General features: G+C 45.0%; 10 protein-coding genes. 8 read left to right on the plus strand and 2 right to left on the minus strand.

Features of this window, described 5'->3' with window-relative positions; translation table 11 throughout:
* The first annotated feature begins 101 nt into the window (after nt 1–101).
* Nucleotides 102–1,478: a hypothetical protein gene (locus tag FEM55_RS18350; protein ID WP_138282849.1), complete on the plus strand. Its 1,377-nt coding sequence runs from the start codon at nt 102–104 to the stop codon at nt 1,476–1,478.
* Between the two features lie 247 nt (nt 1,479–1,725).
* On the opposite strand, the gene FEM55_RS18355 is transcribed toward FEM55_RS18350, so the two are convergent.
* Nucleotides 1,726–4,527, minus strand: coding sequence for a TonB-dependent receptor (locus FEM55_RS18355; protein ID WP_171036604.1), 2,802 nt, complete (start codon nt 4,525–4,527; stop codon nt 1,726–1,728).
* A 162-nt stretch (nt 4,528–4,689) separates the two neighbouring features.
* On the minus strand, nt 4,690–5,616 hold the full coding sequence (mdh, locus tag FEM55_RS18360) for a malate dehydrogenase (RefSeq protein WP_138282850.1): 927 nt from the start codon (nt 5,614–5,616) through the stop codon (nt 4,690–4,692).
* 190 nt (nt 5,617–5,806) lie between these two features.
* Here mdh and FEM55_RS18365 point away from each other — a divergent pair, with 190 nt between their 5' ends.
* The 7 genes from FEM55_RS18365 to gcvH all read left to right on the plus strand — a co-directional run bounded on the left by FEM55_RS18365 (nt 5,807) and on the right by gcvH (nt 18,225).
* Nucleotides 5,807–6,238 carry a YkvA family protein gene (locus FEM55_RS18365; RefSeq protein ID WP_229209326.1) on the plus strand — a complete coding sequence of 144 codons (432 nt, stop codon included), beginning with the start codon at nt 5,807–5,809 and terminating at the stop codon, nt 6,236–6,238.
* Nucleotides 6,239–6,306: 68 nt separating this feature from the next.
* On the plus strand, nt 6,307–6,507 hold the full coding sequence (locus tag FEM55_RS18370; protein WP_026631334.1) for a Sec-independent protein translocase subunit TatA/TatB: 201 nt from the start codon (nt 6,307–6,309) through the stop codon (nt 6,505–6,507).
* 90 nt (nt 6,508–6,597) lie between these two features.
* Nucleotides 6,598–8,055 (plus strand): Asp-tRNA(Asn)/Glu-tRNA(Gln) amidotransferase subunit GatA, encoded by a 1,458-nt coding sequence (gatA, locus tag FEM55_RS18375; protein ID WP_138282851.1) that lies wholly within the window; start codon nt 6,598–6,600, stop codon nt 8,053–8,055.
* Nucleotides 8,056–8,327: 272 nt separating this feature from the next.
* A complete protein-coding gene (locus tag FEM55_RS18380; RefSeq protein ID WP_229209327.1) occupies nt 8,328–9,890 on the plus strand; it encodes a lytic transglycosylase domain-containing protein in 1,563 nt (520 codons plus the stop codon).
* 33 nt (nt 9,891–9,923) lie between these two features.
* A complete protein-coding gene (gene ruvA, locus FEM55_RS18385; protein WP_138282852.1) occupies nt 9,924–10,514 on the plus strand; it encodes a Holliday junction branch migration protein RuvA in 591 nt (196 codons plus the stop codon).
* A 100-nt stretch (nt 10,515–10,614) separates the two neighbouring features.
* A complete protein-coding gene (sov, locus tag FEM55_RS18390; protein WP_138282853.1) occupies nt 10,615–17,769 on the plus strand; it encodes a T9SS outer membrane translocon Sov/SprA in 7,155 nt (2,384 codons plus the stop codon).
* Between the two features lie 75 nt (nt 17,770–17,844).
* Nucleotides 17,845–18,225 (plus strand): glycine cleavage system protein GcvH, encoded by a 381-nt coding sequence (gene gcvH / locus FEM55_RS18395; RefSeq protein ID WP_138282854.1) that lies wholly within the window; start codon nt 17,845–17,847, stop codon nt 18,223–18,225.
* The last annotated feature ends 50 nt before the right edge of the window (nt 18,226–18,275 follow it).

An 18,275-nucleotide genomic window follows, 5' to 3' on the forward strand; every position in this document is an offset into this window, starting at 1 on the left:
ACTGTACAAACAAAAATCATTTTAGTAATCTTTTGGTATTGCTTTAACGCAAGATGAAGAAGATAATGCGCTTCATCAGTGAAACATAATAACGTTAGTAAATGAAAAAAGTACTTGCAATTCTTTTGTTCACCTCTTCAGTTTCCATGTCGCAGGTGAAGCCTTCTGATGACAATTCGAGAAATGACATCCGTTACAATCTTAATGAATCCGGCTCACATTATGTGAAATTTACATTTACGAATCAGACGTGGCTTCGCTGGAATGAAAGTAATCCGGGAACTACCGTGCTTGGTGATCCAAAGACGAATACGTTTGACATCGGACTGCGCCGTACGCGTGTTCAGCTTTTCGGACAAATAACGGACCGCATTTTTTTCTACACACAATTCGGAATGAACAATTTTAACAAGCTGAGTGCATTTCCTGCCTATAATACCAATGGCACGCCGAGCAACAGAAAAGTAGCAGCCTTTTTTCATGATGCACTCGGTGAGTACGAAATTCAGCGGAAAGGAAGCCGTTTTATCCGGTTCGGAGGCGGGCTCACGGTTGTAAACGGCCTTTCCCGTTTCTCTCAGCCAAGTATCGGAACCATTATGACGATGGATGTGCCCGTTTTTGCACAGGCAACTGTCGATCAGACGGATCAGTTTGCCAGAAAACTAAGTGTTTACAGCCGCGGCCAAATCGGCAGATTCAACTATCGTCTGGACATAGCCGATCCTTTTCCGATAGAAACGAACGGTTTGGTTCCAGCCGTCATTGGTGTAAATTCCGTATTTGCGCAGCGAAAAAACCACAAGCAGTTTCAGGGATTACTGATTTACAACATCTTTGACACGGAAGACAATACAACGCCAGGTTACATGACAGGAACATACCTTGGAAAGCGTAAGGTTCTGAATGTTGAAGCCGGGATTATCTCGCAAAAAAATGCAACATGGCGCAGGGAAACTGCTGATACGATTTACAGCAATATGAACTTATGGTCTGTTGCTGCATACATGGACATGCCGGTTGATAGAAACAAGGGTACAGTTGTTTCTGCATATCTTGGCTTTTTCAATACAGATTACGGTAAAGGATATCTTCGTTACAATGGCATTATGAATCCTGCTACGGGTACTACACAACCCATTGCCGGAACAGGCGGTACGCAGGGAAATGCTTATCCGATGTTCGGAACAGGAAGGGTGATGTATGCACAGGCCGGTTACAAGTTCAAAGATGGTTTGCTTGGAAATCAGGGAACATTAATGCCTTATGCTTCTTTACAATATGCTGATTACGAAAGGTTAGATGGCGGAATGAACGTTTATAATCTTGGTTTTAACTGGCTGATCAAAGGGCATAATGGCAAAATGTCACTCAATTTTGAGAACCGCCCGGTTTACAGGGCAAGTGCTGTTCCGAATAAGTTGGCTTCATATGGAAGAAAAAGTGCTTTTGTGCTTCAATATCAGGTTTCCATTTGAAAACCCCAAAAAATGCACAATGCAAGGCTCCCGCGGAGCCCTCTGTTTGTAGAAAAGACATTGTAATAATCAGGCGGCTCCGCAGGAGCCTCCTTGCAAGCGGAATTTTACGAACAACCTGATGCTATAAACAGGGTGCCACGCTGTGGCAGAATTCAATCTGCTACGGAGTAACACCCTGTTTGTAAAAGATCTCAAAAATGCACAATGCAAGGCTCCCGCGGAGCCCCCTGTTTGTAGCAAGGATTTAGAGATTGAAATTTAATCTGGCAAAGATATGGCGTCCGTTAAAGCCCATTTGCTGAACACGTCTCGAATAAACAAAACGTCCCGAACTGATATTGCCTGAATGCGCTTGCAGTTCCGGATAAACATCAAACAGGTTGTTGCTGCCAACTGAAAGATTGATTGCTTTTGTAAGATCATAATTCAATGCAATGTCTGTCACAATTCTGGCATTGTAAACCTGATCCAGCGTTTCCCTCTGACCTGTTAATGTATTTACCGGCCAGGAATCAGGCTTTGTCGGATCAATGGTTGCATCCCAGTATGCAACTTCACCGAAACGGACCGCACGGAGCATCACACCGAATTTTCCTGCTTTATAATTGATCATCAGGTTCTGCTTATTTCTCGGACTTGCGATTTCAAAGCGGCTGAGGTCTTCCCGGTTAAAATAAGTATTCACCTGATTGGTTGCTACCAAAATATCGGATGCATGAATAATCGGCTTGTCATTTGCATCTTTTTTAACTCTGTTCTGAATAAATGTTCCCGCCAGCACTGCGCGGAAAGATTGATTTCCTGCAAACCTTGTGTTATAGGACAATACGCCTTCCAGCCCTCTCGAACGCGTATCCACCGCGTTGGCGAAGAAATTGGCCGCAGTAGCATTGGCAGCTGCAAGCTGTGCTTTCAATGTAGCGTTGCCTGCATCGGTAAAGTTATTGGTCAGTACAATCCGGTCGTCTATGTCGATCTGATAAGCGTCCAGCGTCAGTTCAAATGCGTTGTTAATCTGGATTGTTGTTCCGATTGTAAAGCTCTGGGAAGTTTCCTGTTTCAACTTCGGAATACCCAGAATCTCTGCGGGTCTGCTGTCATTGGTAAAAGTGCCGCTTTCCTGCGGAACCTGCTGGCCGTTCTGTGTCACAAACAAGGTATTGGTTCTTGCATAATACTTCTGCTGAAGGGAAGGAGCCCGGAAACCACTGCTGGCAGAAGCGCGAAGTGCGATGCCGTCTGTAATTTTGTAACGGGTAGAAACCTTGTAATTAAGCGTATTTCCAAAATCGGAATAGTTTTCAAAGCGAAGCGCCGCACTCAGTACCCAAGCACGTGTCAGATCCTGTTCAAGATCAACGTATCCGGCTACGCTGTGTCGGGAATGTGTTCCTGCATTCTGCGGAAAGAATCCGGCAAATACCTGTGAACCGGATGCGACTCCCGAAGCAATATCGTAATTCTGGTAAGATGATTCTTCACCTGCTGTAATGGTGTACTTATCTGTTCGCTGTTCCGCTCCGACGGCTACATTCAGTCCTTGCAGTACATTAAATTTTCGTCCCAGATCCAGATTGACGGTATTCTGCATAAATCCGTTACCGCCTGCATTAAAGGTTTTCTGGAAATTACTGGTGGAAACAGCCTGCGTGTAATTGACGGAATTTGCTATTTCATAGTCAAAATCATTTTTGCCGAATGTGTTGCTCAGGTCAAATTTCCATTCTCCGAGCTTTCCTCGTATTCCGGCTGCAACAGAAATATCCGTAACGTCACTATTGATTTCCGGCAGGAACCCGTTTGGATAGACGGCAAAGATATTGGTTCTTACAATGGCCGGAACTGCATTCGGGTAACGGTAAAATCCGGCTGCGTACCCTTTTTTATTGTTATAACCGCCGAACGCATATACTTCCAGATTGGTATTAACAGGAATACTGGCATTCAGCACCACGCCGCCGCCTTTTACTTTTGAATTACCGATACGCATGTCGAAATTATTCCGGGTAAGTCCTCGCTGGGATAAGATTTCCTCATCGGCTATTTGTCCGTTAACGGCAGGAAACAGCTGGCCGGTGTATGTGCCGGTCCGGTTCGTTGGCTCCCGGCTTACATATTCTCCGGTAATATTCACAAATCCTTTTTCTCCGACTTTCAAGCCATAGTTTAGCCCGACCTGCGTGGTTCCGCCGTCTGTGACGTTGACAGACGGATCTTTTCCGGTTCCGTTGTTGATAACATAATTTTTATCATAACTCGTGACATTCTGCCCATAGGATACATTGCCGCTCAAACCGGTCCGGGTTTTCAGGATAATGTTGATTACGCCTGCAATGGCATCCGATCCGTACTGCGCCGAGGCACCGTCTCTCAGGATTTCAATTCGTTCTACGGATGTTGCCGGAATGGCGTTCAGGTCCGTTCCTACAGTTCCGCGGTTTACGGTTCCATTTACGTTGACAAGCGAGGACTGGTGCCTTCTTTTTCCGTTTACCAGAACAAGTACCTGATCCGGGCCCAGGCCACGAAGCTGAGCCGGGTCAATATGATCGGAGCCATCAGAAATCGTTTGCCGTGTTGACTGGAAAGAAGGCGCAATAAAAGTCAGGATCTGGTTAATATCCACTTGTCCGACATTATTTGTGATCTGTGCAACCGGGATGATATCGACAGGAACGGGAGAATCTATACGCGACCTGCCGCCGCTTCGTGTACCAGTCACGACAATTTCACCCAGAAGCTCTGAGGATTCTGCAAGGGAAACATTCAATGGAACCATTTCGCCTGCCTTGATGACTGCCGGGACGGTTTTTGAAGTGTAACCTATAAATGAAACAATGACCTTGTAAGAACCTTCGGCTGCATTCAGTTCAAAATTTCCGTTTGCATCGGTTACTGTTCCATTGTTCGTACCTTCAATGAGTATGGAAACTCCCGGCAGGGCAGAGCCGTTTTTTTCATCCGTTACTTTTCCTCTTATTCCCTGAGCGAATAATCCGGATGAAATCAGAAGCGTAACAAATAGTATAGTTAGTGATTTTCTCATAAAAAATAAGTTTATGTTCGTCAGTAAGCCCGCTTAGCAAATGCAGTGCCGGAACTTACCTTCATTACGTATTTTTTATAAAACAGTCACAAAAAATTGTAAAAGCATAAAGGCTGACCCGAACAAACGAGCCAGCCTCTGCCTTGTTATTTTTAAATGCAGTTACGCGTTCAGTGCGCCATTCATGGATCTTACAGCTTCTGCCGACTTTTCGAATGCGGCTTTTTCCGTTTCGTTCAGTTCCAGGTCAATGATTTTTTCCCAGCCATTTTTTCCCAAAACAACCGGCACACCCATGCAAATGTCATTTTGGCCATACTCTCCTTCGAGGTATACGCTGCATGGAACAATGCGTTTCTGGTTCCGGACAATGCTTTCTACCAGTAACAAAGTGGCCGCTCCCGGCGCATACCACGCGGAAGTCCCGATAAGTTTGGTAAGCGTGGCACCACCGACCATGGTATCCGCGGCTACTTTTTCCAGTTCTTCGGCGGAAAGGAAATTGCTGACAGGAATGCCGTTATACGTTGCAAGCCGGGTCAAAGGGATCATGGTGGTATCGCCGTGGCCCCCGACAACCATTCCGTGAATATCCAGCGGCGAAACGTCCATAGCCAGCGCAAGGTACGTTTTGAAGCGTGCACTGTCCAGCGCGCCGCCCATTCCGATCAGGCGCTGTTTCGGAATACCCGCTTTTTTAAATGCAAGATAAGTCATGGTATCCATCGGGTTGGACACGACAATGATAATGGCTTCGGGAGAATATTTCAGTATATTTTCAGTAACTCCTTTTACAATCCCCGCATTTATACCGATCAGTTCTTCACGGGTCATACCCGGTTTGCGGGGCAGTCCGGATGTAATGACCACCACATCAGATCCTTTTGTTTTTTCATAATCATTGGTGCAGCCGATGGGTTTGGTATTGAAGCCAAGTAAGGCGGCAGTCTGATATATATCCAGCGATTTTCCCTCGCTTACACCTTCCTTGATATCAAGCAGTACCACTTCTTCGGCCAGTTCACGACGAATAATATTATCGGCAGTCGTTGCACCGACGGCACCCGCACCTACAACAGTAATCTTCATATAAATATGGTTTATTGTATAGAAATTAATGCTTTTTGAATTTTGTTCTTAAAGTAGAGCACATAATTTGTTTAAACCAAGAGGAATGTGATTTTTTGCCTGAAAAGTAAAGGACATGATCCGAAATGCAATTTTTTACGTAACTTGATAGTTATATTGGCATAATCAATCACCTTTCCTGCTTTGAATAATGAGTAACGAGTCCATGATAGCACGGGTTTTGAAATCCATTTTTTTCAAAAAGGCGCAGGGGAAAGCAAGCCGTTATGCAACGAATTCAGCTAAAATGTTCGAGCTGGCCAAACAGGTTATCAGCAAGATGCAGAAAGTTGGGTTTCGGGAAAATATGTCGGACTTTCAAACCAATGTGCAAATACTCATCAGAATGATCCGTGCTTATGCTTCCGGTGAATACAAAGGTCTGCCCTGGAAAAGCATCCTTTCCATCGTTGCTGTTCTGATTTATTTTGTTTCTCCGATTGATCTGATCCCTGATTTTCTGCCTGTAATTGGTATTACAGACGATGTAGCACTTGTTGTATGGTTGATAAAAACTTTTGGGAGCGATATTCAGAAATTTAGTGAGTGGGAAAAGCGAAAAAAAACAATTAATATAGGATAAAACAGCACGATGTTGCCGCTCTTATAAAAAGAATAATTATTTTTGTAAACATTAAAAAAGAAACAGATATGGAATCAGTAACCGTTTTGGCATTTATGGGATTGGGTGGACAAGAAATCTTTTTGGTTGCCTTGTTCGTTTTACTTTTCTTCGGTGCGAAGAAAATTCCTGAATTGATGCGCGGTTTGGGGCAGGGTATCAATGAATTCAAGAACGCTACCAAGGACGTTAAGGAAAATATTGAAAAAAGCATGGAAGACCCCAAATAACACTTCCATCTTGTCACGGGTATAACAGAGCCTTTAAGCATAAACTTATTGGCTCTGATTATTTATTTACAATCCAATAAATTATCTGCTTTGAAACAATATCTGACGCTGGCTGAAATTCAGAAAGATTTGAGTGAAGGCAGTTTGACGTGCGTCAAGTTAGTTGATCATTATTTAAGTAAAATAGCATCCGCCGCTCATCTGAATGCCTTTGTTGAAGTATATGCCGACGAGGCGAGACAAACAGCAGCTGCTGTAGACCAAAAGATTGCAGACGGGACAGCAGGCCGGCTTGCAGGTCTTGTGCTTGGGCTTAAAGATGTTCTTTCGCACAAAGATCATCATTTGCAGGCCGGAAGCCGCGTTTTACAATCCTATTCTGCACCTTATACCGCAACGGCCGTCCAGCGCCTGATTGATGCGGATGCAATTATCATCGGCAGACAGAACTGCGATGAGTTTGCAATGGGTTCGTCCAATGAAAATTCCTCTTTCGGGCCGGTACTGAATGCTGCGGACAATTCCAGGGTAGCCGGTGGTTCTTCCGGCGGTTCGGCAGTAGCTGTGCAGGCCGGTCTTTGCCATGCATCACTCGGAAGCGATACGGGCGGCTCTGTCCGGCAGCCCGCTGCATTTTGCGGTGTGGTGGGTATGAAGCCTTCTTACGGACGGGTTTCAAGGTATGGACTTATTGCTTATGCTTCTTCCTTTGACTGCATTGGCCCGATTACAAAAAGCGTAGCAGACGCTGCGCTGATTCTGGAAATTATGGCCGGTCCGGATGATTATGACAGTACTGTTTCCCAAAAGGAAGTTCCGTCCTATTCTTCTTCTCCGAAATGGACTGAAAAAGCGAAAATCGGATATATTGCTGAAACGATTGATAATGAATCTATTTCTTCTGATATTCGTCAGCGTACACTGGATGTGCTGAACCGCCTTCAGGCTGAGGGCCATGAAGTGACGCCGGTAAAAATGCCGTTGCTGGATTTTTTATTACCCACTTATTACATTTTGACAACGGCCGAAGCAAGCTCCAATTTGTCCAGGTTTGACGGTGTTCGTTACGGGTTCAGAAGCTCAGAATCAAAGGATTTGGAAAGTCTGTACAAAAAAACACGTACTCAAGCTTTTGGAGAAGAAGTAAGGAGAAGAATACTTTTAGGTACTTTCGTACTCAGTGCTAATTATTACGATGCATACTATACCAAGGCGCAGCGCGTTAGAAGACTGGTGCGGGAAGAAACAAACCGCTTTTTCGAGCAGTTTGACTTTCTGATTTCACCGGTAACACCTACAACCGCCTTCAAAATCGGGGAAAAAACAGAAGACCCGATCCAGATGTATCTGGCTGATATATTTACAGTTCAGGCGAATGTAGTAGGTAATCCAGCAATTTCGGTTCCTGTCGGAACAGATGAGAACGGAATGCCGGTCGGAATTCAGATTATGGCTCCTTATTTTGGAGAAGATAAAATGCTGGCCTTTGCTGATTATATTTTTAATACAAACAAAAGCGGTGTGATGGAATTTAATCTGAATCAGTAAATTTTTTTGCCTAAGTATATTCAGATTAGAGCATAACCAACACTTTGTTCAAGAAAATAATCGTGCCAGTGTAGTGAATCTTTCAGGAGAAAATCCTTCTGAAAGATTTTATTGAGCCAGATATCATGTATTAGAGATTATTCTGATTCATCAGGCAGATTTCCAGATGTTTAAATAAGCTGAAAAAGAGGATTTTTATCTGTATTGCTATATTAACAGGTACCAGCCATTGAAAACCGGGAATTGATTAACCTTCAAAAAACATTTTATTGATGAAGATTTCAAAAAAAGTATTATGGCTCGGAGCCATGTGCGCAGGATTATGGAACTCGCCGCTTAGGGCGTTCACTCCACAAGAGACGTTGGAATTCGAGCAGGATACCGTAAAGACCGTAGCTGAGACAGAGCAGGACTTGATGCCTTATTTGCCGGAAGTAGAAGAAATAGGACCTAACCCGGCCATTCCGGAAGCACTTTTAAGATCCCGGTTTGCAAAGCTGGAAAAGTCCATTCCACTGACTTATCACAAGTCTTCTCACGAATTTGTTGAATACTTTATCTACAAGAAGGCGAATTTTACCAAGACCATGATGGAGAAAATGCCTTTGTATTTTCCCATTTTTGAAAAAACATTACAGAAATACGGATTGCCGGTGGAGCTGAAATACCTTTCCATGATTGAATCCGGGCTCAATCCAACCGTTATTTCCCATGCAAGCGCAGGCGGATTGTGGCAGTTTATGCCGGCAACAGGCCGTGAATTCGGGCTTTATCAGGATCGTTATATCGATGAGAGGTTCGAGCCTGTGAAAGCAACTGAAGCAGCCTGCAAATACCTGAAACAGCTTTATAACATCTTTGGCGACTGGGAACTGGCACTGGCATCCTATAATACCGGACCGGGAAATGTAAAGCGCGCCATGCGCCGTTCGCACGGAACCACTTTCTGGACCATATACAATGTACTTCCGAGAGAAACACGCTCTTACGTTCCGCAGTATGTTGCCATGAATTACATGATGAATTATGGCAATGACCACGGGATTTTTCCTCAGAATACAGAATTTCCGATTCCGAACGATACCATCCACATCAATGGCTACATTGATCTGCTTACTTTCTGCCAGCAAACGAATATCGATTTTGAAGAACTTAGAAAACTGAACCCGCAGATTACCAAAACTTCACTTCCTGAAAAAACGGCAGACTTCGTACTTAAAGTGCCGAGTGTACGGTTTACTTACCTTGTCAGCAACAGAAGTACTATCATGGATTCCTGCACCAGGAAATTCCTTCCGGGCCAAACCATGATTGCAAAAGCTGACAGCACAGCAACGGATTCGCTCGGCCAGCGTACTGCATTCCCGTACGCAACTGTTGCTTATGCCGTAAATGATTCGGAAGAAGAGCCGGAAGTGGAAGGGACCGAAGTGCAGGTACGCAGTAAAACAAAAAAATCAACGCATACGGTACGCAGAGGCGAAAACCTGCTTTCTATTTCCCGCAAGTACCGCGTTTCTGTTTCCGACCTTAAAAGATGGAACCATCTTCGCCGGAGCTCTATAAACAGAGGACAAAGGCTGGTTATTCTGAAAGAGGTAAAAGTAAAAGAAACGGTTTCCACAAGTCGCGTTTCAGTTGCATCGGCACATACCGAAAAAGCGCCGGCTCACAAAGACAGACATACAAGAAAACGGTATCATACGGTTCAGAAAGGAGATACCTTGTGGATCATTTCACAACGTTACGGCCTGGAAATCGGACAATTGAAAAAGAAAAACAGAATCAGAGGCAATGCCATCAAACCCGGACAAAAACTTATCATCTCCGCGTAGTGAACAAGAGTCAGAAACACACATACTATTTCTATGATTGCCTACGTTAACGGAACTGTAGTCTACAAAGATCCGGCATTCACGATCATTGATGTTAACGGATTAGGCTATGAAGTTCGAATATCCCTACAAACATATACCTCACTTCCCGAATTAGGCGAACGTTGCAAACTGGTGACGTTTCTTAACATTCGGGAAGATGCCCATATTCTTTATGGATTTTGGGGAAATGATGAAAAAAAGCTTTTTCTAGATCTGATCGGTATTTCCGGGGTCGGTCCTTCGACTGCATTGGTGATGCTTTCGTCATTTTCTGCATCAGAAATCCGTCAGGGAATCATAGATGAGGATTTACGGCTGATACAATCTATAAAAGGCATTGGTTCCAAAACCGCACAGCGCGTGATACTGGAACTGAAAGATAAAATTCGCAAGGAAGACATGCTTTCTACAGGTATAAAAACGCCGGAAAGCGCTTCGGGTACTATTAAAAGTGAAGCATTGGCTGCGCTTGTTACGCTGGGTATTCCAAAGGCAACTGCAGAAAAAAGTCTGGACGCCATTATCAAGCGGGAAGGACAATCCATAACTGTGGAAAATTTAATAAAGCTGGCACTACGTTAACAAGTATTGAAATGAAACCGGGTAAAAGTTTTTACGATAACAAAAATCGTTTTAATGGATTTGATTGTAGCTGCAACCTTCTTTAAATAAGCATATTCCCTTGTCATCAACGATTTACTCATTTCTTTTCAAGGCATTAACCATTTCGACAGGAGCTGTATTGCTTGCCAACGTTTCTGTTGATGTGGAAGAACCATATTCCGGCCAGGCGCAGGAATGGGCCATCATTGCGGATACGCTTACCGATTCTACAAAAAAGAATATAGACCGTTCCGGCAACCAGCTCATCATGCGTTGGAAAGATTTCTATTCCAACCGCATTGCTGAACCCCGGCCACGTTCTCCTTTTTATCTTCGGGACCCGACCAACATTGCCACTTCCATCGTGCTTGACAGCGCAGGAAAAGTCGCCGTTTCTGAAAATATCCAGACGCCCGACGGAAACCTGAAGTTTCGTGCACCGGAACGTATGGACCTGGAAACTTATGACAAGATCCAGGAAGACCGTGCTTTCAGAAGTCTGTTGCGCGAGTATGCCGGAAGACAGGATGGAAAAAGTGCGATGGGAGCGAGAGGATTGCTGCCAAAACTGGATATTCCGCCAGGACTTTCCAAGCTGCTCGGTGATGATTTCATCAATTTCAAACCAACCGGGTTTGTATCGCTGGATCTTGGTTTGATGCATCAGTTCCTTGATAATCCTGCCATTCCGATCCGCCAGCGGCGAAATACACAGTTTATCTTTAATGAACAGATTAGTATCAACTTTGACGCCAGACTGGGCGATCAGCTTGGCTTTCAGACTAACTTTGATACAAAGGCCAACTTCAATTTTGAAAATGCGATCAAGCTGAACTACAAGAATCCGGAAGAAAGCTTTATCCGGAAAATAGAGGCCGGAAACATCAACTGGGCGATAAACAGTCAGTTGATTCCGGGTGTTCAGAATTTGTTTGGATTAAAAACCGATTTTCAGTTCGGAAGGCTGAATGCGACTTTTGTGGCTTCACAGCAGAAATCCAGCAAGGAAAGGATTGTACTGCGCGGAGGTGCACAAAGCCGTGACTTTGAGTTGAAAGCGGATACTTACGACGAAAACCGGAACTTCTTTCTTTCCCAGTATTTCAGAAATATATATGAAGGTTCTCTGCAGAACACGCCGACAATTACTTCCGGTGTTACGGTGACGAGAATTGAAGTGTACGTTACCAACCGGACAACCACAACGGAATCGCTAAGAAATATAGTCGGTTTTGCTGATCTCGGTGAACCCGCACCTTACAAATCCGCTAACCCGAGTTTACAGCCTATCCGTTCCACTTCGCCGGCAGATAATGCCGCCAACGGATTGTATAAAACACTTACAAGCACAGAATCATTTCGTCAGGTTGATAATGCCAACAGCGCAATAACAAGTCTTGGTTTTGAAAAAACGCTCGATTATGAACTGCTGCGCGGTGCCAAAAGGCTTATCGCAGAACGGGATTACACATTCAATCCGCAGCTTGGCTATATTTCCCTGACCAACGCGCTCCGAAATGATGAAGTGCTGGCCGTATCTTATGAGTACACATTAAATGGAAGGTCCTTCAAAGTAGGTGAACTTACCGAAGATTACCAGGCAAGAGGCGATGATGAAGTAATTGCTCTGAAACTTTTAAAATCCTCAACAATCCGGAACAATACCAAACTTCCGATGTGGGACCTGATGATGAAGAATATTTACTCACTGGGTACCAGTCAGATCGACAAGCAGGGATTTCAGCTGAGAGTGATTTACAAGGATGACCAGACCGGAATTGATAACCCGAACTTACAGGAAAGCAGCATTGCCAATGTTCCTTTGATCCGTTTAATGGGTTTGGACCGCCTGAATCCTGTCAACGATCTTCAGCCGGACGGAAACTTTGATTTTGTAGAAGGTATTACGGTGGACAGCAAGTCCGGAAGGATTATTTTTCCCGTTCTTGAACCGTTCGGAACAAACCTTTCCAAGAAGTTCGGTGCCGGTGAGGATCAGTTTCGCAGCAAGTATGTCTTCAATGAGCTTTACAGGACTACGATGATTGACGCGCAGCAAATTACCGAGCGCAACAAGTTTTATATCAAAGGTTCCTATCAGTCCAGCGGCGGAGCAGAAGTGCAGTTGCCGTTTGGCGTTTTGGAAACTTCGGTTACTGTCACATCCGGCGGTGCGCCGCTCTCTCCCGGTTCGGATTACATTGTGGAAGCACAGATCGGACGCGTCCGGTTACTGAACAGCAGCGTGTTAAATTCCGGACGGGAAATCGTGATTGAGTACGAGCGGCCGGATATGTTCCAGAACCAGATACGCACTTTGCTCGGAACAAGGCTTGATTATCTGGTAAACCGCGATATGAGCCTGGGTATGACTGCGATCAAGTACCGGGAAAGAACTGCCGGATTTCTGAAACGGGTGTCCATCGGAAACGAGCCGGTGAACAATACCATGATCGGCTTTGATATCAATTTCCGCAAAGATGTTCCTTTTCTGACCAAATGGCTGGACGCATTGCCTTTACTGCAGACGAAAGAAATGTCAAGCATTCAGTTTAAAGGAGAAGTTGCCAAATTGTTTCCCGGAGTTTCAAAAGATGTGAACAACCGTTCGCTTGTCGACGACTTTGAAGCAACGCGTACCATTTATGACCTTTCCCGGCAGCCGCAAAAGTGGCGGCTTGCTTCCGTACCGCCTGAATTCAGAACCGGGGTGGATAGCAAAACTTTGAATTACGGCTTCAAAAGAGCAAAAATATCTGCTTATACCGTAGACAACATTTTTGGCGGAGCGCAAGGTCTGGGCGGCGGATATGAACCGCCAACCAATATAAATGATGATGACCGCAAGAACTTTTACGAAAGACTGTTTCTTCCCAACGAAATTTTCCCGAACCGTGCCATTGCAGGTTTGGTAACTTATCCGCAGAACATACTTGACATTGCTTATTACCCGAGTGAAAAAGGAATGTATAACTATAATACAGACCTGAATGCAGACGGACGCCTGAAAAATCCCGTTCAGAACTTCGGCGGGTTAAGCAGGGCAATTACTTCGGATAATGACTTTGACAATGCCAACATTGAAAGCATTGAATTCTGGATGCTGGATCCGTTTATTACAGGCGACCAAGGAAAAGTAAGAGACGGTTTCGAGGATAAATCAAATACGACCGGTGGAAAACTTGTTTTCAATCTCGGGGATATTTCTGAAGATGTAATTCCGGATGAACGTTACAATTTTGAAAACGGCCTTCCGATTGTGGACAAAATCGTTGGTACCAACGTGGATTCTACTGCCTGGGGGTATGTAACCAAATCGCAGTACCTGATCAATGCATTCAGCAATGAATCCGGCGCGCGTGAAAGACAGGATGTAGGTCTGGACGGAATGAACAACGATGAGGAAAGGGTATTCTACAAGCAGTACCTTGACAGACTTCCGGCAAGCCTGAGCCCGCAGGCGAGAGCAAGAATCATTGCGGACCCTTCCGGTGACGACTTTCAGTTCTTTCTCGGTTCTGATCTTGACAGTGCCGATGCGAAAGTACTGCAGCGTTATAAAAACTACATAGGTATGGAGAACAATTCTCCTGAAAGCCGCGGAACTGCTACGGACGTTACGCCGGCTTCGACCAATGTTCCGGACGGTGAAGACATGAACGTTGATAATACCATTAACGACAATGAATCTTACTACTCCTATGAAATTGATCTGAAGCCTAATCAGCTTGCAATCGGAAACGGGTATATTGTTGATAAAACAGTTACAGATGGTCAGAACTGGTATTTGTTCCGGGTCCCGATTCGGGAATTTACAGGTGTTGTCGGCAGTATGAGCGGATTCAAGTCAATCCGGTTTATGCGGATGTATCTCACCGGATTTCAGCAGCCCGTTGTGCTCCGTTTTGCCCAGTTGCAGATGGTCGGACAGCAATATCGTAAATATACTTCCAATCTGGATGCACCCGGACTTCAGGAAGTTCCGGAACCGTATGATGCCAGATTTACGGTTGGAACGGTCAGTATTGAAGAAAATAGTCAGGCAAACAGCGGAGCAAACAAATACGTTTATAAAATTCCTCCGGGCTGGCAGCGCGATCAGGACGCTACGCAGCGTCCGCCGCTTTTGCTGAATGAACAATCCATGAACCTTTGCGTAACCGATTTGCGTGACGGAGATTCCCGGGCTGTTTATAAAAATGTAAGTCTTGACCTTTTGTTCCGTAAGAGACTGCGCATGTATATTCATATGCAGAACGAGCAGAATGAAGACCGCATGGTGGGTGCATTCATGCGAATCGGAACGGACCTTACGCAAAACTATTACGAAATAGACCTTTCCACGTTGCGGGCAACCTTGCCTGGTGACCGGCCTGATACAGAAGTTTGGCCTGAAGAAAATGAACTGAATATTGCACTTGCAGATCTGATTGAAGCCAAAGCACAACGCAACAGGCAGATTGACCGAAACCTGAGCCTGCCATATACAATTACTACTTCCGACGGCCGCTATAAACTTACAGTCGTAGGTAATCCGGATCTGAGTGCTGTAAGGGTAATGATGATCGGGATGCGTAACCCGAAATCAGTCGATGAACGGCCAAAAACGTTTTGTATCTGGGTGAATGAAATGCATGTGGAAGGATTTGACGAAACAGGCGGAATTGCAGCCATCGCGCAGCTGAATGCAAAACTTGCCGACTTTGCAACACTGACCGCTTCGGGAAGAATGGAAACGTTTGGTTTCGGAAGTGTCCAGCAACGGATAGGAGAGCGGTCGCGTAATTTTACAACCGAATACGGACTTTCATCCAACATTGCACTTGACAAATTGCTTCCGCAGAGCTGGGGTTTTAGTATACCGCTGTTTGTAAGTTACGACCGGCGCAATGTCAAGCCGCATTTCAATCCGCTTGATCCGGATACGCCGCTGAATACATCGCTGGATAATCTGCTGTCGGATGAAGACCGGGACGGATACCGGCGTCTGGTGGAAGAAAATACGGTCAAGCGAGGGATTAATTTCTCCAACGTGCACAAGGTTAAAATGAATCAGGGAGCCAAAAATCACTTTTATGATTTTGAGAATTTCTCCTTTACGTATGCGTTCAGCGATGATAAACGCCGGAATATCCTGACACAGGAATACGCACAGCGCATGTACAAAGGCGGGATTTCCTATGTGTACAGCAGTCAGCCAAAAGCTTTTGAGCCGTTCAAGAAATGGACTGCAGTAAGCCGCTGGACCGATCTGATCAAGGACTTTAACCTTACTTTGCTTCCGAATACCGTTTCGATCCGCACGGATGTAGACCGTCGTTTCCTGAAAACGCAGCTGCGGAACGCAGACCTGACAACCGAAGGCATACAGCCGCTTTATGAGAAATATTTCTGGTTCAACCGTTACTATGATTTCAGCTGGAACCTGACACGCAATGTCACATTGACCTACAATTCATCGGCCAATTCCATTATCGATGAACCAATGGGCGATATCAATACAGCAGCGAAAAAGGATTCCTTATGGAGCAATTTCAAGAAACTGGGCAGGATCAAGAATTTTGATCAGAAAATTGACCTTACATACCGCTTGCCACTGGATAAAATACCGCTTACCGACTGGATGACCGCAGACTATAAACATTCGGTCGCTTATCAATATCAGGCAAATGCGCTTGGTCTGAAAGATACGACCGGGCTTCCTTTCGGAGATATTATCCGCAACAGCCGTGAACGCGGTATCAATGGAAAAGTGGATTTTGTACTGCTATACAACAAGCTCCGATATCTGAAATTCGCCAATACACCAACTGTGGCACGGAAAAATTTTGCCAGGAGCCCGGGTGATATCGAAGACATTGACATGCGTACAACGGATGTTCTGAAAACCCTTACACGGGCATTGATGACGGTAAGAGGAATCAATGTAAGTTACTCGGTCCTGGAAACAACTTCTTTGCCGGGTTATCTGAGAGCGCCGAAGTACTTTGGAATTGACAATACCAATGCGCCCGGGCTGCCTTTCGTACTTGGCCAGCAGGACAGGAATTTCCAGATGAAAGCAGCTGAAAAAGGCTGGATTACGAAAAGTGAGCAGCAGAACATGCCGTTTCAGCAAACCATTGCCAAAAACTTTTCGGCCAATACGACGCTGGAACCCTTCAAGGATTTCAGGCTGATTATAGAAGCGAGGCTGACGCGGCAGGATGCGTATCAGGAATTTTACCGGCCGGATGCAAGCGGCAATTTTGCTTCGCAGAGTCCGTTGCGGAACGGGCAGTTCAGCATGTCTTTTATGTCTTTCCGGACTGCATTCGCCAAAATGAGACGAGACAATTCTTCTCCGGTATTTGACAAGTTCAGGGCATACAGGGCCGTTCTCAGGGACAGGCTGAATCAGGAAAACCCGACTTCAGGCGAGTATAACGAAACTTCGCAGGACGTACTGATTTCTTCTTTCTTTGCAGCTTACAGAGGCAAAGATCCGTTAACAGTCCGTACCAACCCGTTCCTTAAATTCCCGATGCCAAACTGGGATTTAAGCTATAATGGATTGTCGCAGCTGCCCATGTTCAAGAAACTGTTCAGTTCATTCTCTCTGAAACACAAATACATGTCCAATTACAGCGTGGGTAATTTTACTTCTTCGCTGGATTATGAGGCTTTATACGTGAACCTTGCGGTTATGGGGTATCCTTTGTCTTCCAGACTGAACGAACTCGGACAATACATTCCGGTATTTGCCATGAGCACCATTACGTTGGCAGAACGGTTTCAGCCGCTGGTCGGCGTTGAGTTCAGGACACAGAGCAGGGTTACAGCCAGAATCGAATACAACCGGGACCGTACGGTTGCGCTGAATATTTCCAACTCGCAGATGGCGGAACTGTTCAATCAGGACGTGACGGTGAATATCGGTTTTACCAAAAACAATGTAGCAATTCCGTTCAAGATCAACGGCGTAAAAAAGAAACTTAAGAATGACATGACCATGCAGCTTGCCATGACATTCAGGGACACGCGGTCCATTCAGCGGAAATTTGACGGCGAGAACATACCGATTGCCGGAAATATTAACTTCCAGCTAAGGCCAACGGTTAATTACTTGGTAAATAACCGGTTAAGCGTTCAGTTTTATTTTGACAGAACCTTTAACGATCCGCTGGTTTCCAATTCGTTTTACCGTGCAAGTACTTCGGGTGGCGTCCAGCTGAAGTTCAATCTGGCAGAATAACATTTTGATTTGGAAAATACGCGCTACATCCTGTAATTTGCGCTTCAAAGATTTCAAAACTTACCTTAATATACCATGAATTTCCCGTCCGAACTTAAGTATACAGAAGATCACGAATGGATTCGTATTGAAGGAGATACAGCTATCATTGGAATAACCGATCACGCTCAGCATGAATTAGGTGATATTGTGTATGTCGATATCAATACTGTCGGGGACGCTTTGGAAAAAGGCGAAGTATTTGGATCTGTTGAGGCCGTAAAGACGGTTTCTGATCTTTTAATTCCCGTTGCAGGAACTGTGACCGAAGTAAACGAAGAACTGGACGGAGAGCCTGAACTGGTCAATACAGATCCTTACGGCCGTGGCTGGATGGTAAAAATAAGCTTGTCAAGTCCCGGCGACGAAGACGGATTAATGTCAGCCGAAGATTATGAAAAATTTATAGGCGCCTGAAAATTAGGTTGAAGCTCCATCAGGAGCTTTTTTTTTGAAACCGGTTTGGT

Origin of the sequence: Dyadobacter sediminis (assembly GCF_005860765.1) — a bacterium.
Classification (GTDB): domain Bacteria; phylum Bacteroidota; class Bacteroidia; order Cytophagales; family Spirosomataceae; genus Dyadobacter; species Dyadobacter sediminis.